Genomic DNA, 22,747 nt, shown 5'->3' with positions numbered 1-22,747 from the left:
TCGGCCGGTTGGGTCTCGTGCATTCGTTCCGTGCGGGGGAAAGTCTGTGGCCGCTAGGTGAGAATTTTCCGCGCATAAAGGTAAGGGTTTTTATCGCCGGGGGGTGAGTAGAATAGCCTTGCGCGCGGGGGCCGCTCCGGCGTGCTACAGTCGATCTCAGTTGCAGTCTTGGTTCGCAAAGATTCAAGCGCTTCCCTCGCCGGCCTTCTCGCCCGCTGGAAGCGCTTTGTGTTTCCGCCGATTTTCCGGTCGGGGCAATCATCGCGGCGACTCCGGAACCGCACAGTGTGATTCCGGGCACTGCCCCAAAGGAGATTAATATGGCATCTGGCATCGTGAAGTGGTTCAACGCGGAAAAGGGTTTTGGCTTCATCGAGCAGGACGGCGGCGGCGCTGACGTCTTCGCTCACTACTCGAACATCGCCTCCTCTGGCTTCCGCGAGCTTCAGGAAGGCCAGAAGGTGAACTTCGACGTCACGCAGGGCCAGAAGGGCCCGCAGGCCGAGAACATCGTCCCCGCCTGACGCTGACGCGTATACGTAGCTGGGGCCCGCACCTTGGGGTGCGGGCCCCAGCTCGTTGCTTTTCCCCCTCACACTCCACGTCGCATCCCGACGTTTCAGTGTGAGCGGCGGTTGGCGGCGCCTCGCGCCGACCCGCTCCACTGTCCGGCCCGGCGGATACGTTCTCACGCAGCGCCCGCCCCGCCCCTGTCGCCTGTAAGCCGTCCGCCGTTTACCCGGCCTCCTTGACGCACTGCGCGGCACTATCTCCGCAAGCCCTATCCGCTCTTCTCGCGGCACGGCTCTGCCCCCGTCTTTCTTCGGCCCGTTCTCGCGAATACCCGTCAGGGGAATTCCTCGATACGTGCCGCATCGAGGAAGGTTCCGCATGGACCGCAGCACTCGCACGAACGACCGCTATTCCCGCACCCGCACCGGCGGCCAGAGCGGTTCTCCCCGCACGGGCCGTACCGGCGCTCCCGCCCGTTCCAGCTTCTCCGCCCGTTCGGGCCATGGCGACCGCCGCCCCGCCTCGGTGCAGGGTGAGTTCGCCCTGCCGAAGACGGTCACTCCGGCGCTGCCCGCGGTCGAGACCTTCGCGGACCTGGACATGCCCGCCCCGCTGCTGGCCGCTCTGGGCACCGAAGGGATGAAGGTCCCGTTCCCGATCCAGGGCGCGACGCTGCCCAACACCCTCGCCGGCCGTGATGTCCTGGGCCGCGGCCGCACCGGCTCCGGCAAGACCCTTGCCTTCGGTCTGGCCCTGCTGGCCCGTACGGCGGGGCAACGCGCCGAGCCCGGGCAGCCGCTGGCCCTGATCCTCGTGCCCACCCGCGAGCTCGCCCAGCAGGTCACTACGGCGCTGACCCCGTACGCCCGCGCGGCGAAGCTGCGCCTGGCGACGGTGGTGGGCGGTATGCCCATCGGCCGCCAGGCCAATGCGCTGAGGAACGGTGCGGAGGTCGTCGTCGCCACCCCCGGCCGGCTGAAGGACCTCATCGACCGTGGTGACTGCCGCCTGAATCAGGTCGCGATCACCGTCCTGGACGAGGCCGACCAGATGGCCGACATGGGCTTCATGCCGCAGGTCACCGCCCTGCTGGACCAGGTACGGCCCGAGGGGCAGCGCATGCTGTTCTCTGCCACTCTGGACCGCAACGTCGACCTGCTGGTCCGCCGCTACCTCACCGACCCCGTCGTCCACTCCGTCGACCCCTCGGCCGGCGCGGTCACGACGATGGAGCACCACGTACTGCACGTCCACGGCGCCGACAAGCAGCGGATGACGACGGAGATCGCGGCGCGCGAAGGCCGGGTGATGATGTTCCTGGACACCAAGCACGCCGTCGACCGCCTGACCGAACACCTGCTCAGCAACGGCGTACGGGCCGCCGCGCTGCACGGAGGCAAGTCCCAGCCCCAGCGGACCCGCACCCTGACCCAGTTCAAAACCGGCCACGTCACCGTGCTGGTCGCGACCAACGTCGCCGCGCGCGGCATCCACGTCGACAACCTCGACCTCGTCGTCAACGTCGACCCGCCGACCGACCCCAAGGACTACCTGCACCGCGGCGGCCGCACCGCCCGGGCGGGCGAGTCCGGCAGCGTCGTCACCCTGGTCATGTCCAATCAGCGTCGAGAGATGACGCGTTTGATGGCGGCCGCAGGCATCACCGCGCTCACCACCCAGGTCCGCTCCGGCGAGGAAGCCCTGAACCGGATCACCGGCGCCCAGACTCCCTCCGGCATCCCGGTCGTCATCACAACACCGGTCGCCGAACGGCGCGCACGCAGCGCCGCCCCCCGCGGCCGGCGCAGCCCCGCCTCCGGCGCCCGGCGCGTAGCGGTGCGACAGCCTGCCTTCGATGCGGCGGCCTGAGAGCCCAGTGATTCGGAAACCGGCCCACCTCTGCAGCAGGCACGTGTTGACGCTGGTCCAGATGCAGCCCCGCCCGGCGAACGTCAATCCCGCGCGCCGCACGGTGGACACCGCGATGGAGGCGGCCGCTCCGCAGGTCTGTGATGACACGACGGTCGAAGTGGCCCTGGCCATCATGGCCAGTGCCCGCACGGACCATCTGCTCGACTGCGACGAGGACGGCCTCCCTGCCGGGCTGGACACCCAGGCCAGCTCACCGCCCTCCGCGACACCGCCGCATGCACGGACCACGTCCGTCTGCGCGCTGTTCTCGGCGACCGCGGGCCGTTCACCTCGACCAGGACCACGATGGCCGAGGCCGAACACGCCATGCGCTACCGCGGCCTCGACGCCCTGCCCGTCGTCGACGAGCAGGGAAGCGCTCTGGGCGTCCTCGCCCTCGCGCGCTGAAGCGCCTCACCACCGCTCCCCGTCCGCTTCCCCTGTGAGGCATCATGCGCTGTGTCATCGCCCGCTTCCCGTTCGAACTCACCAAGAGCGGCGTCTTGGAAACGATGAGGGGCGTCAAGCCTGAGAAGGCCCTCGGGGCGTCGGTGACCGTCGGCCGCCGCACGTACCCGGTCAAGCAGGTCGGGCAGGTCGTCACGCGCCAGGACCGCCGCGATTTCAGTGCCGTCGAAGTCACGCGAGCCATGACCCAGCTCGGCTTCACCTGCCGCGAGCAGCGGGAGGACACCGTCTCCACGCATCACCTCACACCGCTCCAACAAGCCTCCGCGGTGGGCGGCGTCCCGGTGGCCGTCGCCGCTGAACTCGTCGCGGATCTCGGCGGGATCTGAGGCACCCACGATCTGGGCTGCACGGCAACAGCTGTGCAGCCCAGACTCGTGTCCAACTCGTACCGCGCGGAGCGGGCCAGCCCATCCGGCCGCTCGTTCGACCAACTCGGCAACCGGATGGGAGTTCTCGCGTCCGCCAACCGTTGGTTAACGGTGCGGGTGCGGTCGGCGACCAGGTCCATGCGCCGCCCGGTGAGGATCTTGAGGTCGGTGACCGTCTCGTCGCCGGTCCGTAAGGGTTGCAGGTCGCCGCGGATGCGAACCTGATCGGCGATGACGGCGGCGTCCTTGGCGTCGGTCTTGCCCTCGCCGCGGTAGCTCTCGGAGGCCGGGACGCCCTGGCACTCGCAGATCCGGAGGATCTTGCGGGTGCGAGCGGCGGTCAGGTCGTGGGTCCTGCCGGGCAGTGCCGGCGACTGCCACAGGATCTTGCCGACCGGGTCGGTGACGACCTGCACGTTCACGCCTTGCCGCTTGTGCTGGGGGAAGTAGTCGGCCCTGCCGTCTGCGACGCGGTCGCACTCGGCGAGCGTGCCGCGGCCAGGTTAGGGGAGTTTTGCCGAGAAAATCCGCTGCCGGGTGCTGACCTGCGGCTTCTTTCACGTGAGTTCGTTCCACATGTTTCGCGATGACGCATCATGTGGAGTGCGTGGCGATTCCGGAGTGTGCGAGCAAGGGTTCTTGACCTGCGCTTTTGTTGTCCGGGTGGGTTGCTCGACCTGTTTCCCTCCGTGCAGCGGTTCGAGCAGGAGGATTGATCTTTGCAGCTTGCTGACCTGCGGACCCGTGAGCGAGGTGCCTGCATGGGCGACGCCTTCAGAGGGTCGTTCGAAGATTTTTGACGCTCGGATGACGCTCGAAGCGGAAGTCTCTGCCGCACCGCCGCGGGCGGTGCGAGCCACCATCTTCGACCACCCGTTGCCAGGGAACGCGGCTCGACCGCGCACTGTGATACCGGTCAGGTATCATCCTTGTATGGCGATGACACTCCGACTCCCCGACGACCTTGACGCGAAGCTCACCGAGCGGGCTCGTCGGGAGGGCCGCAGCAAGCAGGAGCTCGCCATCGAGGCCATCCGTGACGCCCAGGACCGGGCCGAGCTGAAGGTCGATGACGTCCTGGCCGAGTTGATGGACAGCGATGCGGAGATCCTGGACTACCTGCAGTGACCGGCGTGCGCTACATCCAGCTCGACGAGATCCTGGCCATCGCCCGTGCGGTCAACGGAACCGAGCACAGCGTGCGTGACATGGGGCTTCTGGTGTCGGCGATCGAACGGCCCCGGACCCATGTGTTCGGGGCCGAGCTCTATCCCACGCTGCACGAGAAGGCTGCGGCACTGCTGCACTCCGTCGCCCGCAATCACGCGCTGATCGACGGCAACAAGCGCACCGCCTGGCTCGCCATGCGTGTCTTCCTGCGGTTCAACGGCGTGAGCGCCAGTACCGTCCCGCCGCCCGTCTTTGTTGCCGGTCCGTTCGTCGAGGACGTCGCACAGGACACCATCGATGTACCGGTAATCGCCAAGCGCCTGGCGGCCTGGTTCCCCGTTTCTTGACCTTCGACGATGTGCGGGCCGGGCACGGGCGGGCCCGGCCCGCACATCGTCCGGCCTGCTCGGATCGGGCCGGAACCGGGGCGCTGCGCGCTGGAGGGCATGGCTCCCCTTGTGGTGACCGGAGAAGTGATGTGGGGTGCGGCGGTGATGGGCGGGCTCTGGGACGCCGAGTGGCACCTTGTTCCGCTTGGCCCTGTTCGCCTTTATGCCCCTGTGTACGTTCATGCCCGGGCACTGAACCAGGCGGTGTGGCGCGAGATCGGCGACTTCGAGGTCAACGAGCGTCTCGAGGAGCATAGGAGCGTCTTCACGGACGCGGCGCGCGTGCGAGTCCCGCCTCCTTCCGCACTGAACCGCCCGCCGGGTGTTCGCGGCGGCCCGGCCGGCGCGGCAGTGGAGATCGGTCACGTGGTCGGCGGCGACCCGGGACTCCAAAAGGCCGGGGTGCACGGCGGTGACGGCCTGGCGTCCGGCGTCGGTGAAGGTGACGATGACACCGCCGGCGCGTTCGCGGATGACGAGCCGGCGTTCGCCCATGCGGGTGAGCTGGTGGGAGACGCGGGTGCGGTCCCAGCCGGGCGACGCGGCGAGCTCGCTCTGGCGCAGGGACCCCCTGCCCTTGTTCAGGGCGGCGAGGATCGTCAGGTCCGGCTCGGAAAGGCCCGCGGCCTCGGCGGCGTCCGCGATCACACGGGTTCGGATGATCTCGTGGGCGCGCTTGAAGGCGGACCAGAGGGCGACGGGATCCAGTGCGGCCTCGGTCGGTGCCTCGTCCGGCTCGGGAGTCCCGACGTCCGATGTTGACATATCAACGCGGCCTCTCTAGTGTTGAGATGTCAACGCTAGCAGGCGCCTGCCGCTTCGTCGGCCCCTGACGGCCGCGCTCATCACTCCACCCCGGAGAAGGATTCATGCGAACCCGACCCCTTGGAACCGGCGGCTTACCAGTCGCCCCTGTCGCATTGGGCTGCGCCGGTATGTCCGACCACGCCGCGCCCGCTGACGAGGCCGATGCCATCGCCACGATCCACGCGGCCCTCGCGGCCGGCGTCACCCTCCTCGACACCGCCGACTTCTACGGCACGGGTCACAACGAGGACCTCATCCGCCGCGCACTCCGCGACAGCGATCGCGAAAAGGCGCTCCTGAGCGTCAAGTTCGGCGGCCTGCGCGACCCCGACGGAATCTTCGTCGGCATCGAGGGCCGTCCCGCCCACGTGAAGAACGCACTCGCCTACTCGCTGCGCCGCCTCGGCACCGACCACATCGACATCTACCACCCCTCCCGCCTCGCCCCCGACACCCCGATCGAGGACAGGATCGGCGCGATCTCCGAACTGGTCCAGGCCGGATACGTACGCCACGTCGGACTCTCCGAGGTAGGGCCGGAGACCATCCGCCGCGCCCACGCCGTGCACCCGATCTGCGACGTACAGATCGAATACTCCCTGTTCAGCCATGCCCCGAGACCAACGGCATTCTGGACACCTGCCGCGAGCTGGGGATCGGCGTCACCGCTTACGGGGTCCTCGCACACGGTCTGCTCACCGGCACCTACCGACAACCCGCCGGAGGTGACCCACGCACCCACTGGCTGCCCCGCCCCCACCCCGACAACCTCGCCACGAACCTCACCCTGGTCGACCGGCTGCGACCGCTCGCCGACGCACGCGGCATCAGCGTCGCGCAGCTCGCCACCGCCTGGGTCATCGCCCGGGGCCGCGAGCGCGGCACCATCGTGGCCGTCCTGGGCACCCGCCGGCCGCACCGCATCGAGGAGGCTCTGGCGGCGGCCGACGTCACCCTCACCGAGGCCGACCTCGGCAGGATGGACGAGGCCGTCCCGGCCGGCGCGGTGGCCGGAACCCGTTACGCCGCAACCCTCATGGCTCTGCTGGACAGCGAGCGCGGTCCGAAGCCACCTGCACGCACGGGGAATCGACCGCCGACGGCCAGGCGGGCTTCCGGCATCGGGCCTTCCGGCGACACGGTCTCCGTCGGCGTGTTCGGTGAGCCGAACCGGAAGTTCCGCGGCACCCACAACAGCACCGTGTCCTGCACGTCCGTCCACGGCATCACCCGCTGACCCCCGCACCCACCGGGCGTGAATCTCCCACACCGGCGCCTGCTCGACACGCGACCCCACCTCTCATGAACCGGGCACGTGGAGGGTCGCTTCCGTATCTGCTCCATGGCCACTGCGAGCGACGTCCGTGCCCTTCACACGAAGAACAGGTGACGAACCATGAACACATCCGAGTCACTGCTTGCCGAGCTGGCCCAAGCCGGGAAGCCGATCGGAGTAGGGATCATAGGACTCGGGGCGCACGGTGGCTGGGCCGAGCGCTCTCACCTGCCCGCCCTGCGCGCCGTCCCGGGTTATGAGCTGAGGGCCCTGAGCGCGAGTTCGAAACAATCCGCGGAGCGCTCCGGACAGAAGCACGGTGTGTCCCGCGCCTTCGGGACGGCTGCCGAACTGGTGGCCTGCGACGAGGTGGACCTGGTGGTCGTGGCGGTGAAGGTGCCGCACCACCGGGAGCTGGTGCGGACGGCGCTGAGCGCCGGCAAGAGCGTGCTGTGCGAGTGGCCGCTGGGCAACGGACTCGCGGAAGCCGAGGACATGGCGCAGTCGGCGCGCGGTCGCGCCGTGCCGACCGTCGTCGGACTCCAGGCGCGGTCGCACCCGGCGCTCACCTACGCACGGCATCTCGTGGCCGACGGCTATGTGGGGGAGGTGCTGTCCACGACGGTGGTCGGCTCCGGCGGCGCTTGGGGTGCCACCGTCGGCCCCGGCGATCACTATGTGCTCGACGCCGCGAACGGCGCGACACTGCTGACGATTCCCTTCAGCCACGCTCTCGACGGACTCGCGTCGGTCCTGGGAGAGCCCGAGGAACTGCGGATCCAACTGGTGTCGAGGCGTACGTCGGCCGTGGACACCGAGAACGGACAGCCCGTGCCGATGACCGCCGCGGACCAGGTGGTGGCCTCAGGACGGCTGCCGGACGGAGCGGTGGCCACCTTCCACTATCGCGGAGGCATGTCCCGGGGAACCAACTTCCGCTGGGAGATCAACGGCACCGAGGGCGACCTCGTCCTCACCGCACCGATCGGCCACCCACAGCTCAGCCCGCTCACCTTGGAGGGCGGCCGCGGAACGTCCACCGTGCTCGCTCCCATGACGGTGCCGGAACCGTATGTTCGCGTCCCGCGACTGGACCCCTGGGCCGACGCGTCGGCCTACGCAGTTGCCCATGCCTACCGGCAGTTCCTGGAGGACCTGCGGGAGGGCACGTCACGCGTACCCGATTTCGCGCACGGCGTCGCCCGGCACCGCAGCATCGCATCCGTCATTGCGGCAGCGTGACCGGATGTGTGGGTCTCGGTCGGATGGGCCGAGCCGGTGATGGACAGTTCCCGCAGGTCGGTGCGTCCGGGTTACCTGCACTCGACGGCTGTCGGGCAGGTGGTTCGATGACGCTCGTTTGACGCTCCGGCTCCCGGATGGCCGCCGATATGAGCTGAAACGCGCCTCTGACCACGCATTTTGCTTGATATGGTGCCGGCTGACGTCTTTTCGATGACGCATCATGTGGAGTGCGTGGCGATCCTTGAGCCTGCCGAAAAGGGCCGCTGAGCTGCTGTTTTAGCGAGTGTGTGTTACGGGTGACGTGCGTCAGGTGTTCGTCCACGTGGTTGACGGCCTGTCAGATGCGGTCCGACGGCCTCTGGCTGGGCTGGCTCCGGTGCTGAGCGGGAGTTCGGTTCGCGGACGGCTTCACGGTGGCGAGGTACGGCTCAAGATCTGCGCGGCTGGGGTGTGGCGGCGTGGGTAGCTTCGGCGCCGAGGCGCCTCTGGCGAGCTGCTGGAGGTGGGCGTCCGTGAAGGCGAGCCACGCCTCGATCTCTGTCCTTTCCGCTCCGGGTGGCAGCGATGTGGCGTGGTCGCGTACTGCTGTGACGTATTCGGTCAGGCGCTTGGTCTGGTCCCAGGAGTCTGCTGGGCTTCCCTGGCTTGCCGGTCTGCGAGTGTTTCACGCGGTGTATCGGCAGGTGGTCGGGGGCGCTCTCCCATCCTTCCCCGGGATCCGATGAATCGCCTGCCCGGCGGGGGTCACCCGACGGTCGCCGGATGACACTTCACCCTTGCGCCGGCGGGGGATCAGAAGACTGGTAGTTGTCGTCCAGGAGCTATGCCGAGTGCCGCTTCGTGGCATCGAAGCGGCAGAACTATGCACACGCGGCGAACCGACGTCTGAGAAGACGCCTGTTCGGGCCGCAGCCACGTGGCTGCGGCCCGAACAGGTTGTGGGCAAGGGAGACAGTGAGCTGACCTGCTCCCTCTGCGCGTGGTCAGGTCATTCGGTCATGTTGCCCATTCTCCAGACGGTCATGGACTTGATGACGCTGCCGTCGCCGAACAGGTGCAGGCCCTGCGAGTCCTGGCGGAAGGGGTAGGCGCGGGTGGTGATGGACTTGTGCGAGTTGGCGTAAGCCTCGACCATCGAGCGGTCGAGGAACACGTCGAGGGTCAGGTTTCCGTTGGAGAGCGTGAGCGGGCCCTTCTGGACGCCGAGGTCGCCTTCAGCGCTGGAGTTGTTCCCGGACCGTGTGCGGTCGACGCCCAGTTGTCCTGCGGGGGCGTCGTAGAACAGGCGGGTGCGTTCCTCGTCTCCGGGGCTGCGCAGTACGTCCAGCCCGAAGGTGCCGGCGGTGCCTCGCTCCATGGTCAGTTTGACGTGGAGCATGTCGCCCTTGATGCCGGCCAGGCGTGCGTTGGCGTCGTCGACGGAGGTCGGCTCGCTGATGTCCAGGAGCGGCGCGCCGGTGTGGAGTCGGGAGACTTCCTCCACGGGGCTGAAGCCGAGGTCTCCGTCGGGGAGCATGGACAGTTCGATGGGGAGGCCGGCGTTGTGGGCCCAGCCGGCGTCGTAGTGGGCCCGTTCGGTGCGCCGGTCCTGGGCGATACTGAAGACGAGGGACCGTCCCTTGTCGTCGACGGTTCCGCTCGGGCCGGTGAAGTGGTCGCCGTAGTCCATGCGCTTGGGCTCGGTCGTGTCGGGTGTCCAGCGGCGGGCACCGGCGTCCCAGGTGCCGACCCAGTAGTAGACGTACTTGCTGCTGTACTCGCCGGGACCGGCAGGGAAGGCCGGGTTGACGAGCAGTGCCCGCCGCTGGCGGCCCTGGGCGTCTTTGCCGATGGGCAGGAAGGTGGGCTGTTCCCAGACCTGGCCGGTCTTCGGATGAGCAGCGACGTCACCGACCATCAGAGGGCCCGAGTAGGTCCAGTCGGTGAGGTTCTTGGAGGTGTACAGGAGAGCAGTGCCGCCAACGTCGGTGCCCGACGCGGTCTGGACGCCTGAGCCCATGAGTTGGAACCAAGTGTCCCCCTCCTTCCAGACGAAGGGGTCGCGGAAGTCGCCGAAGCGGACCTTCCGTCCGTCACCGACGTTCAGGTCGGCCTTTTGGCTGGTGACCAGGGTCGGGTGCATCTTCCACTCGACCAGGTCGGGGTCGCTGGGATCGACGGGGCGTGCGAGGCCGGTGGCCTGGTTGGGGCGCTGGGAATCGTTGCCTGCCGTGAACAGCAGGACGGGGACGCCGTTCTCGTCGAGGGTCGAGTCGCCGGACCAGACGCCGTCGGGGGCCACGCTGTCGGCGGTGGGGGCGAGGGCGACGGGCAGGTCCCGCCAGTGGACCAGGTCCTCACTGACCGCGTGCCCCCAGCCGATGTTGTGCCAGTAGGGGCCGTGGGAGTTGTGCTGGTAGAAGAGGTGGTACTTGCCGTTGACCTGGATGGGGGCGTGGGGCTCGTTCATCCAGTGGTTGGGGGCGGTGAAGTGGTAGCCGGGACGGTAGCGGTCACCGTCGTAGCGTGAGCGGTCCATGGCCATTCGCGCCTCTGGAATGCTGCCGCCGCTGAATGTCTGGAGGTCCTGCTGATGGCTCGTGGCGACCGCGGCGGCGGTGAGCGGGCCGGTGTGGACCTTCACCTCGTCGATGAGGCCGTTGAACATGTTCACGGCGAAGGTGCCGTTGATGATGGTGGGCTGGTTGTGGCGCCCGATGATCAACGGGACGTCGGCCTTGGCCATCCGGGCACTCGTGGGGATGGCGGTCTGGGCAACCTGCTCTCCATTCAGGTACAGCCTGATGACGCCTTCGCCAGGTGCGAATACCGCGGCGAGGTGGGCCCACTTCCCGGCGGCCAGGGCCGCGGACTTGGGTGCCTTCGTCTCGTACCAGGCATCTCCGGTGCCGATGCCGAACTCCCATACCCCGTGCCGGCCGACGCCCAGGGAGAAGCCGCGGCGCGCGGCCTTGTCCTGCTGATTGACGAGGGCGGAGGGCTTGCCGTCGTCGCCCCATTCGAAGGCCCGCGGTGCGACCCACCCCTCGACGGTCATGCCATCGGTGGGGATCTGCGTTTGTGAGGCGGCGCGTGTGACCCAGGTCGAGTATCCGTCGAACAGGAGGGCGCCCGACAGCACGCCTTCCTCTTCGCGCTCGGTGCGCCACAGGGGGTCGCTGTCCGGCTTGTACACCGCGTCGTTGAAGACGTAGCTGATGGGGTCCGCGGCCTGGCTGATCTGTTCCGTGGTCGTGGTTCCCCGGCCTTCGGCGAAGTCCCAGTAGGCGGCGAGCCCTTCCTCGGCGGGGGTGGGGGCCTTGTCGATGCCGACGCGCACGTCGTCGAGGTTGATGTGGCCCCAGCCGCCGGTGGCGTGGTCGATCGCGGTGATGCGCAGCTGTTCGCCCAGGTGGTCGCGGGCGTCCCAGGTGACGCGGTGGTACGCCTCGTCGTCGGTGCCGGTGGCCTTGTGGAGGACGGTTCCGTCCAGCGTGGTCAGCGCGACGTACAACTGGGCTTCATTACGGCCGCCGGAGACCAGGGCGCTGATCATTCCCGTACCGGTCACGGTGAAGGGCAGGGACGTGACGGTGCCGGTGGCGTCGTCGCCGCCGCCGGCGAATCCCCACAGGTGGTGGGTGCCTTCCTGGTTGAAGCAGCACCCCCACCCCCAGCCCGGGTCGTCAGTGACGGCTCCGTTGAAGGCTGTTCCGGTGGTGGTCCAGCCGCTGAGGTCGCCGGTTTCGAAGCCGGGATTGGCAAGGGCGGTCTCGCTGGCGCTGGCAGGTTCCGACACCAGGGGGGATGTCAGGCCGAGACAGATGGTGAGCGCCAGCAGCAGGTGCAGCACGTTGCTTCTGCTCGTCGTCGCGGTCCTTGCTGGAGAGCGGGTTCGCATACGAACCTCCGGTGGTGTGGGGTTGAGGTGTGCGGGTGGAGCAGGGCGCTGACCTCGGATGTGACACGGTCCGTGGGCAACGGGTAGGGGGGCGGGAGCAGTTACGGGCACTGCCGGGTGCCGGGATGGGTGAGGGTGCTGGGTCTCAGGCCCCCGGTGGTCCGGTCCGAGAGCTCCACGTGGATCCGGACGCCATGTGCAGAGTGAGGCCGAGGCGGCACGGAGGTATTGCTCGGTGCCGTGGCCGGTGGGCTCGGCCGTTACCGTGCCCGCGGGCACGAGAGGTGCCTACGGGTCATGTGGCCGACCGTCACCTGACGGTTCGCCAATTCGATTTAGGTCATGGGTCGGCATGGTTCGTGCGGCGCAGCCGCTAAAGCAAGAGCTAACGCAAGCGAAACTCGATTTCGCCCCCTCGGAGGCGCCCAAAAAGGCACATAAGGTCGTCGTTATGCAGGTGAGATGTCCGGGGTGTTGACAGTGCATGACGGGTGGAGCAATCTCGTCACATCTTGCTAATCCGATTTAGCTGAACGGGGCTGATCCGCTGATGTCCGAACGCCGCGTGACCATGGCCGACGTCGCCCGGAAGGCGGGCGTCTCGCCGACGACCGCGTCGTTCGCCCTGTCAGGCCGGACCGACATGCGCATCTCCGACGCCTCCCGCGAACGAGTCCTGGCAGCCGCCCGGGATCTGGGCTACCGCCCCAACGTCACGGCGCGCAGTCTGCGGACGAAGTCCACCCAGACGATCGGGCTCGTTTCGGACCGGATCACCACGACACCGTTCGCCGGCGAAGTGATCCGCGGAGCCATGGAGGCCGCCCGGGAGCGGGACCACCTGTTGTTCATCACCGAGGCGGGCGGCGATCGCACCGCCGAGTCGTCCCTGGTCCACGCGCTGCTGGACCGGCAGGTCGACGCGGTGGTCTACGCGTCGATGTTCACCCGGTACGTGACTCCGCCCAAGGAGCTGTTCGGGCGCCGCGTGGTCCTGCTCAACTGCCTGGCCCCCGACTTCGACGCACCCTCAGTCGTCCCGGACGAGTTCGAGGCCGGACGGGACGCGGCCCGGGCGCTGCTCGCGGCCGGTCACAGTGAGGGCATCTGGGCGATCGGCGGCCACCAGGCCGTTCCGGCCACCCCTGAGGGCATCATCGCCGGCAACGAGCGCATGCGCGGTCTGGAGGAGGTCCTCCGCGAGGGCGGGGCCCGGCTGGAAGGCGTCATCGAGTGCGACTGGGACACACTCGACGGACACCGCGAGGTGTCCGCCCTGCTGGCAGCGGGTCACCGGCCCCGAGCCTTGGTGTGCCTGGCCGATCGGGTGTCCTTCGGCGCATACCAGGCACTCGGCGAGGCAGGTCTGTCGGTGCCCGGCGATGTGTCGGTCATCTCTTTCGACGATCAGGACATCGCCTCCGTGCTGCGTCCGGCGCTCACCACACTTCGGCTGCCTCACTATCGGCTCGGACACCTTGCGATGGAGTTGATCCTCCGCCCGGGCCCGCTCGAAGCAGTGGTGCACCGCGTGCCCATGCCGCTGCAGAGCCGTGCCTCCCTCGCCGCACCCACCAGCGGCTGACACCGGCCCCGAAGACAGTCGTCCCGCCGCCCGCACCGATGAGTCCGGGCGGGCGGCGGGACGGCCACCAAGAACAGCGACCGTCGTAACCGGTCGCCGAGGGCGGGTCCTGCAAGACCCGTCTCAGTGAGATGGAGGAACCTCATGCTGTTCAGAACACGACGCCTCGCTGCCGTCAGTGTAGCCGTCACGGCGGCGACCGCGCTGGTCGCCGGATGCACGTCCGGCAGCGCAAGCACGTCCGGTGCCAGCGGTAACACGCTCACCCTGTGGACGCACAACGCCGGCAACTCGGTGGAACTCGACGTCGTCAAGAAGATCATCAAGGACTTCAACGGCTCCCAGGACAAGTACAAGGTCAAGCTGCAGGCGTTCCCGCAGAGCGACTACAACAACTCGGTCGTCGCAGCTGCCTCCGCCCATAAGCTGCCCTGCCTGCTCGACGTGGACGGCCCGAACGTGGCGAACTGGGCATGGGGCGGCTACCTCGACCCGATCGACGTCTCCGGCAGCGAAGTACCCGTGCTCAGCCAGCTGGCCAGCACCGTCGGACGCTACAACGACAAGCTCTACGCCTTCGGCTTCTACGACGTCTCGCTCGCCTACTTCGCCCGCAAGTCAGTACTGAACGCGAACGGCGTCCGCGTCCCCACCATGGACAGGCCCTGGACCAAGGACGAGTTCGACGCGGCGCTCGCCAAGCTCAAGAAGAGCGGCAAGTTCGACTACCCGCTGGAGATGGGCACCGGCGGCACCGGCGAGTGGTGGTCCTACGCCTACTCCCCGCAGCTGCAGAGCTTCGGCGGGGACCTGATCGACCGCGGCGGCTACAAGACGGCCTCGGGCACCCTCGACGGCGAGAGCGCCGTGGAGTGGGCCACCTGGTTCCACTCGCTGGTGGCCAAGGACTACATGGCGAAGAAGTCCGGAGCCGACCCCAACAAGGACTTCCTGGCCGGCAAGAGCGCCATCCAGTGGGACGGCAGCTGGAACGCGGCCAAAAACGCCGAGAAGCTCGGCGACGACCTGGCGATCATTCCGCCGGTGGACTTCGGTGACGGGCCCAAGATCGGCGGGGCGTCCTGGCAGTGGGGGATGAGCTCCACCTGCTCCAACAAGGCCGGCGCGCAGGCGTGGCTGAAGTTCTCCCGCCAGACGAAGTACTTCGTCGACTACGCCAAGGCCACCAGCACCATCCCCGCCACCGACGCCGCCGCGCAGCAGATCGCGGACTACCAGCCGGGCGGCAAGTTCGACGTGCTGGTCCAGTTCGCGCGTAAGTACGCCATGGTGCGCCCCGCGACCCCGGCCTACCCCTACATCTCCACCGAGTTCGAGAAGGCGACCAAGGACATCCTGGCCGGCGCAGACCCGGAGGACGCTCTCGGCCAGGCCGCGAAGGGCATCGACAACAACCTGAAGACGAACAACTACTACTCCAACTGACCCGTCGGGTCCGGTTCGGGTGCGACCACGCCGCCCGAACCGGGCCGATCCCCTGGAGATACCGTGCCCACCATGTTCGCAGCCCGCGAGCGGCTGCGTCCGGTCCGGCGACCCCGAACGACCAACGCCCGTCGCCGTAAGAGCTTCACCGCCTTCGGTATGGCCACGCCGGCCGTCGTGCTGCTGATCGTCTTCCTCGTCGTACCGGTCGCTCTGGCCTTCACCCTGGCGTTCACCGACGCGAAACTCGTCTCACCCACTCCGGCCCGCTTCGTGGGTCTGAGGAACTTCACCCTGCTCTTCCAGGATCCGACCTTCTACAAGTCCTTGCGCAACACGGCCTACTTCGCCGCCGTTGTCGTCCCGCTCCAGGCCGGGCTCGCCCTGGTGCTGGCCCTGCTGGTCAACGCCAAGGTCCGGGGCGTCAACTTCTTCCGTACCGTGTACTTCCTGCCGGTCGTCACCTCGATGGTCGTGGTGTCCCTCCTGTGGACCTTCCTGTACCGGGAGGACGGACTGGTCAACCACGTTCTCTCCACGCTCACCCTCGGCCATGTCCAGGGACCGGACTGGCTGGGCGACTCGGCCACCGCGATGCCCGCCATCATCCTGATGTCGGTGTGGCAGGGTGTCGGCTTCCACATGATCATCTGGCTGGCCGGGCTGCAGACCATCCCCGCCGAGCTGTACGAGGCGGCGGATCTCGACGGAGCCACCCGCCGGCACCGCTTTCGCCACGTCACCTGGCCAGGGCTGCGCGCCACCCGCACGTTCGTCCTCGTCACCATCACGATCGCGGCGCTCAGCCTCTTCACCCAGATCAGGGTGATGACGCAGGGCGGCCCCCTCGACTCCACCACCACCGTCGTCTACCAGGCGGTGCACAGCGGCTACGACCAGCAGCAGACCGCCTACGCGGCGGCCGTCTCGCTCATCTTCTTCGTGCTCGTACTGAGCGTGTCCCTCGTCCAGCGTTTCCTGACCCGGGAGAAGGACTGACATGACTTCCTTCCTCAAGCACCTCGGCGGTCACACCGGCCGCATCGTCCTGGCCCTGGTCTTCGCACTGCCACTCGTCTTCATGTTCGTCTCGTCGTTCAAGCCGGACGACCAGATCTTCGGAGACCTGGACTCCCTGCGCGCCTTCCTGCCGGTCGGGGCACTGTCGCTGGACAACTACACAGCCGTGTTCGAGCGAGTCCCGGCGGCACGGTTCCTGCTGAACTCCGTGCTGATCTCCTCGATCACCGTGGTGTTCGGCATCGTCGTGAACAGCTTGGCCGCCTTCGCCCTGTCACGGATGCGGTGGCCCGGCCGCAAGCTCGTCCTGACCGCGATCATCGCCACTCTCATCGTGCCGTTCGAGACCTTCGCCCTGCCGCTGGTGTGGTGGGTCAACCAGCTTCCGCTGCTGAACGTCAACGGATTCCACCTGGAGTGGAGCACCGGCTGGATGGACACCTACCAGGTGCAGATCCTGCCGTTCGTCGCCAACGCATTCTCCGTCTTCTTCTTCCACCAGTACTTCCAGAGCATCCCCAAGGAACTGGACGAGGCCGCCATCGTGGACGGCGCCGGCTGGTTCACCATCTACCGCCGCATCGTCATGCCGCTGTCCGGGCCGGCCGTCGCCACCGTGGCGATCCTGACCTTCCTGCCGGCCTGGAACTCCTACCTCTGGCCGCTGATGGTCGTGCAGAGCGAGGAACTGCGGCCGGTGATGGTGGGTATCTCCTACTTCTTCCAGCTGAACGTGGGATGGGGCCAGATCATGGCGTACTCCTCCATGATCACCGTGCCGATCCTGGCGCTCTTCGTGGCGTTCCAGCGCTCCTTCGTCAACAGCATCGCCTCCAGCGGCGTCAAGGGCTGACCCGCGGCACCACCAAGCCGCTCGCCCTCCTCCTGATGACTCCCGTGTGCTTCGCGCACCCCGAGAAAGGCCCTGTGTGTCCGCGCTGCCTGCCGACCCCCACCTCCCGGCCATACATCTGCGACCGCCCCACAACTGGATCAACGACCCCAACGGACTGGTCTTCCACCACGGGCACTACCACGTGTTCTTCCAGTACAACCCGCACGGCCCGCAGCACGCGAACGTGCACTGGGGCCACTTCCGCAGCCCCGATCTGATCAACTGGGAACCCCTCCCTGTCGCCCTCACGCCCACACCCGACGGCTATGACGCCGACGGCTGCTACTCGGGCAACGCCGTCTCCGTCGACGACCGCATGGTGGCCTTCTACTCCGCCCACCGCAACGACCGCTGGTGGCAGCCCATCACCACGGCCGAGTCACAGGACAACGGCCGCACCTGGGCCAAACGCCCCCAACTGCTCATCCCTGAGCCCCCTGCCGGCACCACCATGTACCGGGACCCCTACGTCTGGCGGCAGGACGACCGCTGGCGAATGCTGGTCGGCTCCGCCCTCGACGACGGCCGCGCCGCGGCGTTGCTGTACGAGTCCGACGACCTGGAGAACTGGGCCTACTGCGGCCCCTTCCACACCGGCGACCCCGAGGCCGGCACCGGCCCGATCGGCTGGGAGTGCCCGCAGTACGCGACGTTCGGCGACCGGAGCGCACTGATCGTCAGCGACTGGACCCCGCAGGACGGCCCCTGCCGCACCACCGTCCACACCGGTTGCGAGAAGGACGGTCACTTCGCGGCGGACTCGCCCCCTGCCCCTCTGGACCATGGCCCTGACTTCTACGCCCCCGCGTTGCTGAAGGCTCCCGGGGACGACCGGTGGTTGCTGTGGGCGTGGGCGTGGGAGGCTCGCGATGACGCCTGGGCGCGTGAGGCGGGATGGGCCGGTGTTCTCACCCTTCCCCGTGAGGTGAGCCTGACGGCCGACGGAAGGGTCGCCCAGCGTCCCGCTCGCGAAGTGCTTGCCCTGCGAGGTGCGCGCACGCTTCACCGAACGGGACACGTCACGCACTCCGAGCCGGTCGAGCTCGGTCAGGTCAATTCCGCCTTCGACCTGACCGCCGCCCTTGTTCCCGACACCACGGGGACGAGCGGGCTGCGGCTGATCACGTCCGCCGACGGCTCCGAATACCTCGATATCCGTCTCGACCCCGCGGTCGGACACCTCACCGTCGACCGCAGCCACGCGTCGCTCGACACACGAGCCCGGGGAGGCTCGTACACCCTGCCCTTCCCAGCCATGAAGCGCCCCGGCAGTCCCGTCGAACTGCGCGTGATCGTGGACCACTCGATAGCCGAGATCTACCTGGCCGACGGGCAGGTCCTCACCCTGCGCTTCTACCCACTGGGTGAAGGGCCGTGGCGGCTCCAGGCGCGTACGACGGGCACGCTGCGCAGTGAATTCGCGGTCGAAGCCTGGGACCTGACCCAGGCAGACGCCCTGAGAGAGCCGACCCTCACGGGCCGGGGACGGGCGCCGATCGACTGAGTCCCTGCCTGACAGGGCACGCCTGACCGGACCTGTTCACCGCAGTCCCGCCGTCCCTCAGCGTGCGACGCCGCGACAGCCACGACGCGCATCACAGACGTGGAGGGAATCCGGGTGGACAGGCGTGCCGGCCCACACCGTCTCCGTCCTCCTGTGCCTACGAGGCAGTGAGCTCTCCCGAGCCCCGGACGATCAGCCGAGTGGGGACAGTGATGGTGCGGGCGCGGGAACGGTCGCCGTCCAGCCGTGCAAGGGCGGTCTCCGCCGCCTTGCGGCCGATCTCTTCGGGGTCCTGGGCCACGACGGTCAGGGCGGGTTCGAGGGCCTCGGCGAGTGGCACGTCGTCGAAGGCGACCACGGCGACGTCCTTCCGCTTGACGCGGGCCAGCTCGGCGACCACTCCCAGCGCGACGATGTTGTTGCCGGCGAACAGAGCGGTGGGGGGACTCGCCAGCTCCAGCAGGCGGGAGGTGCAGACAGAGGCGCTGTTCTGGTCGTGGGCGTTGATGACCAGGGAGCGGTCTTGGGGGAGGCCGGCTTCCACCAGGGCCGAGCGGTATCCGGCCAGACGTTCACGGCGGGTGTAGAGGTGGGTGGGGAGGTCGCCGACGAAGCCGATGCGGCGGTGGCCGTGGGCGATCAGGTGCGCGACACCCTCGTGTGCCCCCGCGAGGTTGGAACTCACGACGCTGTCCGTGGTCAGCCCGGCTCCCGGCCGGTCGATGAAGACGACGGGCAGCCCCGTGCTCCGATGGCTCCGCAGGTGGGAGTGGTCGGAGCCGACGGAGGGGATGACCATCAGGATGCTGATGCGCCGGGCGAGGAACGTGTCGGTCAGCCCCCTTTCGCGCGTGGGCTCGTCCGCGGACGACCCCATGAGCAGGGTCAGGCCGCGGTCCCGCACGACGTCCTCGATGCCACCGGCCACTGCGCCGAAAAAGGGGTTCCCGAGGTCGGGAACGACCAGCCCGATGGTCGTGTCGGGTCCTCCGACACGAATATTCCGGGCCATGAGGTTCGGCTGGAAGCCGAGTTTGGCCACGGCGGCCAGAACCTGTTCCCTGGTCCGGGCCGAGGCGGGGCCGTCCTCGTTGAGCACCCGGGAAACCGTCTTGGCGCTGACGCCTACTTCACGGGCGACGTCGGCCAGGGTGGGGCGGCGGTTCGCTGCCATGAAGCGGGAGTCTCCCTGCGCTCGTCGGTTCCGGCCGCGGCCTCGGCCGGAACCCGTGAGTGTTTCTTCGCGTGTCAGGTGGCCTGGACCCCTGCTGCCTCGGCGGCCTCGGAATCCGCTACGACAGTACCTCCAGCCTCATCGAGGACCAGCGCGCCGGTCATAATGGCGACGACCTCGGCCATGGTGTGGTCGGAGGGCTTGATCACGGCGGCGCGACGGCCCAGCCGGTGGACGTGGATCCGGTCGGCGATCTCGAAGACGTGTGGCATGTTGTGGCTGATCAGGATGACGGGCATGCCCTTGTCGCGGACGCGGCGGATCAGGTCGAGGACCTGCCCCGATTCCTTGACGCCGAGGGCAGCGGTGGGCTCGTCCATGACGACGACGCTGCGCGCCCAGGCGACGGAACGTGCGACGGCCACGGCTTGCCGCTGCCCGCCGGAGAGGGTTTCGACCGCCTGTGTCAGCGACCGCAGTCCGATCTTGAGGTCGGCCATGTGCTCTGCGGCCTGTTGGCGCATGCGCTTCTTGTCCAGCATGCGGAAGGCGTTGCCGAGGAACCCGGGCCGGCGCAGTTCACGCCCCAGGAACATGTTCGAGGCGATGTCCATCGAAGCAGCCACCGCCAGGTCCTGGTAGACGGTCTCGATGCCGTGGGCACGCGCGCTCTGCGGCCCTGTGAACCGGATGACCTCGCCGTTGAGGCGGATTTCGCCCGCGTCCGGTGTCACCGCGCCGGTGAGCGCCTTGATCAGGCTGGTCTTGCCGGCTCCGTTGTCGCCGATGACCGCGAGGACCTCGCCGGGCATCAGGTCGAAGTCGGCGCCGTCGATGGCGGTGACCTGCCCGTAGCGCTTGACCAGACCGCGGGCCTGGAGAACAGGGGTGGGAGTGGCAGTGGTCATCGGGATTTCCTCCGGGACATCTGGTCGACGGTCACCGCGAGGATCACGAGGATCCCGGTGATCAGGGTCTGGTAGATCGAGGCCACACCCATCAACTGGAGGCCGTTGCGGAAGACACCGACGATGAGGACACCGATGAAGGTGCCCAGGACCGAACCGCGCCCACCGAAGAGACTGGTCCCACCGAGGACCACCGCGGTGATGCTGTCGAGGTTCTCGGTCTGTCCCGCCTGCGGGTCGCCCACCCCGGTGCGCGAGATGAGCAGCAGGGCGGCGAGACCGTACAGGACGCCGGCCACGGTGTAGATGCCGATGGTCAGACGGGAGGTGCGGATGCCGTTGAGGCGTGCGGCCTCCTGGCTGTTGCCCAGGGCGTACACATGCCGGCCCCATCCGGTGCTGCTGAGGGCGTAGGCCAGAAGCAGGAAGAGGGCGATGGTGAGCAGCGAGCCGTAGGTGATGTCCGTGCCGCCGAGCGGGAAGGTCTCGCCCAGCGCGGTCAGCGGGCCGGGCAGGCTGGTGACGGTCTGCTCTTCGGAGTAGATGTGCGTCAGGGCGAACGCCACGTTGAGCATGCCGAGCGTCACGATGAACGGCGGCAGCGGGATCTTCTGGACCAGGAGCCCGTTGAGAAGGCCGAAGCCACCGCAGACGACGAGGCCCGTGGTGATGGCGAGGAGTGGGGGCAGGGTGCCTTCGGCTGCCGTCTTGGCGATCACGATGCTGCCGAACGCCATCACGGCACCGCACGACAGGTCGATGCCGGCCGTGAGGATGATCAGGGTCTGGCCGATGGCGAGGGTGCCGACGACCATGACCTGCTGCACGACCAGCGAGAAGTTTCCGCCCGTGAGGAACTGGTCCGTCGACAGGGAGAAGAACACACAGGCGAGAAGAAGCGCGGCCAGCGGGCCAGTGGTCGGTGCGGTGAGGAGTCTGCGGGCCGTGGTCGGTGTTTCGAGATCGGCGTACGGCGCGGTGGTGGCTGTCATACGAAGTCCTTGTCGGAAAAGCAGAGGTCCTCGGGGGAGGACGTACGGGGGCGGCCGTCCCCGGTCGGGGCAGGGCCGGCCACCTCGTCCATGGGGTTCGGCGGCGGCTGCCTGGTAGGCGGGCGACTCATCCCCAGCAGTTGGCCAGGCCGTACTCGGTGTCCTTCGACGCGACCCCCGCCTGCGCCTTGTCGGTGATCAGGCTGACGCCGGTGTCGGTGTAACCGCTGGCCTTCTTGCCGTCCTTGGCGTACTTCACGACGGCCCCGACGCCTTCGGCGGCCATCTTCAGCGGGTACTGCTGGGAGGTCGCGGCGATCTTGCCGTCCTTGACCGCCTGCGTCCCGGTGCAGCCGCCGTCGACGGAGACGATCAGGACGTCCTTGTCCCGGCCCTTTGCCTTCAGCGCGGTGTACGCGCCGAGGGCGGCCGGCTCGTTGATGGTGTAGACGACGTTGATGCCGGGCGCCTTTTGCAGACAGTTCTCCATCGCGGTCTGGCCCTTGGCCTGGTCGCCTCCGGTGTCCTGGGAGCAGACGATGGCGGGGTCCTTCTCGCCGATGCCGAAGCCCTTGAGGAAGCCGTTGTGCCGCTGGACACCGACGGCGACGCCCGGAGCCAGGTCGAGGGTGGCGATCTTGGCCGTCCTGCCCTTCATGGAGGCTTTGGCGTAGGAGCCGATCAGTTCGCCGGCCCTGAGGTTGTCGGTGGCGAAGAGGGCGTCGACCGCGCTCTGGGGGTCGGTCGGGGAGTCAAGGGCGATGACCAGAATCCCCTTGGCACGGGTCTTCTCAAGGGCAGGCACGATGGCCTTGGAGTCGCTGGGGGTGATCAGGATGCCCTTCACCCCGGCGGCGACCATGTTCTCGATCGCGGTGACCTGTCCGGCGTTGTCCCCGTCGAACTTGCCCGCTGAGGTGATCAGTTGTGCACCGCTGTCCTTGGCGGCCTTCTCTGCCCCCTCCTTCATCTTCACGAAGAACGGGTTGGTGTCGGTCTTGGTGATCAGGCCGACCTTGACGCTGCCCGAGCCGGAGCCGGCGGAATCCGATCCGGAACCGGATCCGCAGGCCGTCAGGGTGAGGGCCGCGATGCCCAGGCATGCGGCGGCTCTGATCAGGGAGGGGGTCGGACGAGTGGTGCGAGACATGAAGGGCTCCTGCGGAATCGCGTGCGGCTTGCTGGCAACGAAG

At 68.1% G+C, this 22,747-nt stretch carries 17 protein-coding genes and 3 pseudogenes; 14 read left to right on the top strand and 6 right to left on the bottom strand.

The features are described from left to right. The first annotated feature begins 320 nt into the window (after positions 1–320). The 4 genes and pseudogenes from ABZ565_RS13765 (at position 321) to ABZ565_RS13750 (ending at position 3,221) form a co-directional block, all read left to right on the top strand. The gene (locus ABZ565_RS13765) at positions 321–524 is read left to right on the top strand and encodes a cold-shock protein (RefSeq protein ID WP_361024952.1); all 204 of its coding nucleotides are present in this window, start codon (positions 321–323) and stop codon (positions 522–524) included. A gap of 367 nt (positions 525–891) precedes the next feature. Then, positions 892–2,382, top strand: coding sequence for a DEAD/DEAH box helicase (locus ABZ565_RS13760; RefSeq protein ID WP_361024949.1), 1,491 nt, complete (start codon positions 892–894; stop codon positions 2,380–2,382). Positions 2,383–2,428: 46 nt separating this feature from the next. Further along, positions 2,429–2,832 (top strand): annotated as a pseudogene (locus tag ABZ565_RS13755) (CBS domain-containing protein). A 44-nt stretch (positions 2,833–2,876) separates the two neighbouring features. Then, positions 2,877–3,221 carry an SCO5918 family protein gene (locus ABZ565_RS13750; RefSeq protein ID WP_361024946.1) on the top strand — a complete coding sequence of 115 codons (345 nt, stop codon included), beginning with the start codon at positions 2,877–2,879 and terminating at the stop codon, positions 3,219–3,221. Here the strand turns inward: ABZ565_RS13750 and ABZ565_RS13745 are convergent. Further along, positions 3,131–3,757: pseudogene (locus ABZ565_RS13745) on the bottom strand (transposase); the annotation flags it as partial. The gene ABZ565_RS13750 and the pseudogene ABZ565_RS13745 overlap by 91 nt on opposite strands. A 439-nt stretch (positions 3,758–4,196) precedes the next feature. On the opposite strand from ABZ565_RS13745, the gene ABZ565_RS13740 reads away from it, so the two are divergent. From ABZ565_RS13740 to ABZ565_RS13720, 5 genes and pseudogenes are all read left to right on the top strand, one after another. Further along, on the top strand, positions 4,197–4,391 hold the full coding sequence (locus tag ABZ565_RS13740; RefSeq protein WP_361024943.1) for a ribbon-helix-helix protein, CopG family: 195 nt from the start codon (positions 4,197–4,199) through the stop codon (positions 4,389–4,391). Further along, the gene (locus ABZ565_RS13735) at positions 4,388–4,780 is read left to right on the top strand and encodes a type II toxin-antitoxin system death-on-curing family toxin (RefSeq protein WP_361024940.1); all 393 of its coding nucleotides are present in this window, start codon (positions 4,388–4,390) and stop codon (positions 4,778–4,780) included. The genes ABZ565_RS13740 and ABZ565_RS13735 overlap by 4 nt, the downstream gene beginning before the upstream one ends. A 99-nt stretch (positions 4,781–4,879) precedes the next feature. After that, positions 4,880–5,584, top strand: a complete 705-nt coding sequence (locus ABZ565_RS13730) for a hypothetical protein (protein ID WP_361024937.1) — start codon at positions 4,880–4,882, stop codon at positions 5,582–5,584. Between the two features lie 107 nt (positions 5,585–5,691). Then, positions 5,692–6,689 (top strand): annotated as a pseudogene (locus ABZ565_RS13725) (aldo/keto reductase); the annotation flags it as partial. A gap of 336 nt (positions 6,690–7,025) precedes the next feature. Continuing rightward, positions 7,026–8,147: a Gfo/Idh/MocA family oxidoreductase gene (locus tag ABZ565_RS13720; protein WP_361024934.1), complete on the top strand. Its 1,122-nt coding sequence runs from the start codon at positions 7,026–7,028 to the stop codon at positions 8,145–8,147. Positions 8,148–9,138: 991 nt separating this feature from the next. Here the strand turns inward: ABZ565_RS13720 and ABZ565_RS13715 are convergent. Then, positions 9,139–11,982: a GH32 C-terminal domain-containing protein gene (locus tag ABZ565_RS13715; protein WP_361024931.1), complete on the bottom strand. Its 2,844-nt coding sequence runs from the start codon at positions 11,980–11,982 to the stop codon at positions 9,139–9,141. Positions 11,983–12,580: 598 nt separating this feature from the next. Here ABZ565_RS13715 and ABZ565_RS13710 point away from each other — a divergent pair. The 5 genes from ABZ565_RS13710 to ABZ565_RS13690 all read left to right on the top strand — a co-directional run bounded on the left by ABZ565_RS13710 (position 12,581) and on the right by ABZ565_RS13690 (position 18,480). Continuing rightward, the gene (locus ABZ565_RS13710; protein WP_361024928.1) at positions 12,581–13,615 is read left to right on the top strand and encodes a LacI family DNA-binding transcriptional regulator; all 1,035 of its coding nucleotides are present in this window, start codon (positions 12,581–12,583) and stop codon (positions 13,613–13,615) included. A gap of 144 nt (positions 13,616–13,759) precedes the next feature. Further along, positions 13,760–15,061, top strand: a complete 1,302-nt coding sequence (locus tag ABZ565_RS13705; RefSeq protein WP_361024925.1) for a sugar ABC transporter substrate-binding protein — start codon at positions 13,760–13,762, stop codon at positions 15,059–15,061. 72 nt (positions 15,062–15,133) lie between these two features. Next, complete coding sequence (locus ABZ565_RS13700; RefSeq protein WP_361024922.1) at positions 15,134–16,060, top strand: sugar ABC transporter permease; 927 nt, start codon at positions 15,134–15,136, stop codon at positions 16,058–16,060. Between the two features lies 1 nt (position 16,061). Further along, a complete protein-coding gene (locus ABZ565_RS13695; RefSeq protein ID WP_361024919.1) occupies positions 16,062–16,934 on the top strand; it encodes a carbohydrate ABC transporter permease in 873 nt (290 codons plus the stop codon). Between the two features lie 76 nt (positions 16,935–17,010). After that, on the top strand, positions 17,011–18,480 hold the full coding sequence (locus ABZ565_RS13690; RefSeq protein ID WP_361024917.1) for a glycoside hydrolase family 32 protein: 1,470 nt from the start codon (positions 17,011–17,013) through the stop codon (positions 18,478–18,480). A gap of 157 nt (positions 18,481–18,637) precedes the next feature. Here the strand turns inward: ABZ565_RS13690 and ABZ565_RS13685 are convergent, their stop codons facing one another. The 4 genes from ABZ565_RS13685 to ABZ565_RS13670 form a co-directional block, all read right to left on the bottom strand. After that, positions 18,638–19,654 carry a LacI family DNA-binding transcriptional regulator gene (locus ABZ565_RS13685; RefSeq protein WP_361024914.1) on the bottom strand — a complete coding sequence of 339 codons (1,017 nt, stop codon included), beginning with the start codon at positions 19,652–19,654 and terminating at the stop codon, positions 18,638–18,640. Between the two features lie 74 nt (positions 19,655–19,728). Continuing rightward, positions 19,729–20,562, bottom strand: a complete 834-nt coding sequence (locus ABZ565_RS13680) for an ATP-binding cassette domain-containing protein (RefSeq protein WP_361024911.1) — start codon at positions 20,560–20,562, stop codon at positions 19,729–19,731. After that, a complete protein-coding gene (locus tag ABZ565_RS13675) occupies positions 20,559–21,554 on the bottom strand; it encodes an ABC transporter permease (RefSeq protein WP_361024908.1) in 996 nt (331 codons plus the stop codon). Before ABZ565_RS13675 ends, ABZ565_RS13680 begins: the two co-directional genes overlap by 4 nt. Before the next feature lie 127 nt (positions 21,555–21,681). Beyond that, on the bottom strand, positions 21,682–22,704 hold the full coding sequence (locus ABZ565_RS13670; RefSeq protein WP_361024905.1) for a sugar ABC transporter substrate-binding protein: 1,023 nt from the start codon (positions 22,702–22,704) through the stop codon (positions 21,682–21,684). Positions 22,705–22,747: the final 43 nt, after the last annotated feature.

The sequence above is a fragment of the Streptomyces sp. NPDC016469 genome, assembly GCF_040632905.1.
Lineage (GTDB): Bacteria > Actinomycetota > Actinomycetes > Streptomycetales > Streptomycetaceae > Streptomyces.
Note: the sequence above shows the minus strand (reverse complement) of the source record. Positions and strands in the feature narration are given on the sequence as shown.

Coding starts and splice junctions, on each gene's coding strand:
- ABZ565_RS13705 (WP_361024925.1), top strand. CDS start 13,760: ATGCTGTTCAGAACACGACGCCTCGCTGCCGTCAGTGTAGCCGTCACG.
- ABZ565_RS13685 (WP_361024914.1), bottom strand. CDS start 19,654: ATGGCAGCGAACCGCCGCCCCACCCTGGCCGACGTCGCCCGTGAAGTA.
- ABZ565_RS13730 (WP_361024937.1), top strand. CDS start 4,880: ATGGCTCCCCTTGTGGTGACCGGAGAAGTGATGTGGGGTGCGGCGGTG.
- ABZ565_RS13720 (WP_361024934.1), top strand. CDS start 7,026: ATGAACACATCCGAGTCACTGCTTGCCGAGCTGGCCCAAGCCGGGAAG.
- ABZ565_RS13750 (WP_361024946.1), top strand. CDS start 2,877: ATGCGCTGTGTCATCGCCCGCTTCCCGTTCGAACTCACCAAGAGCGGC.
- ABZ565_RS13680 (WP_361024911.1), bottom strand. CDS start 20,562: ATGACCACTGCCACTCCCACCCCTGTTCTCCAGGCCCGCGGTCTGGTC.
- ABZ565_RS13695 (WP_361024919.1), top strand. CDS start 16,062: ATGACTTCCTTCCTCAAGCACCTCGGCGGTCACACCGGCCGCATCGTC.
- ABZ565_RS13740 (WP_361024943.1), top strand. CDS start 4,197: ATGGCGATGACACTCCGACTCCCCGACGACCTTGACGCGAAGCTCACC.
- ABZ565_RS13670 (WP_361024905.1), bottom strand. CDS start 22,704: ATGTCTCGCACCACTCGTCCGACCCCCTCCCTGATCAGAGCCGCCGCA.
- ABZ565_RS13765 (WP_361024952.1), top strand. CDS start 321: ATGGCATCTGGCATCGTGAAGTGGTTCAACGCGGAAAAGGGTTTTGGC.
- ABZ565_RS13700 (WP_361024922.1), top strand. CDS start 15,134: ATGTTCGCAGCCCGCGAGCGGCTGCGTCCGGTCCGGCGACCCCGAACG.
- ABZ565_RS13760 (WP_361024949.1), top strand. CDS start 892: ATGGACCGCAGCACTCGCACGAACGACCGCTATTCCCGCACCCGCACC.
- ABZ565_RS13710 (WP_361024928.1), top strand. CDS start 12,581: ATGTCCGAACGCCGCGTGACCATGGCCGACGTCGCCCGGAAGGCGGGC.
- ABZ565_RS13675 (WP_361024908.1), bottom strand. CDS start 21,554: ATGACAGCCACCACCGCGCCGTACGCCGATCTCGAAACACCGACCACG.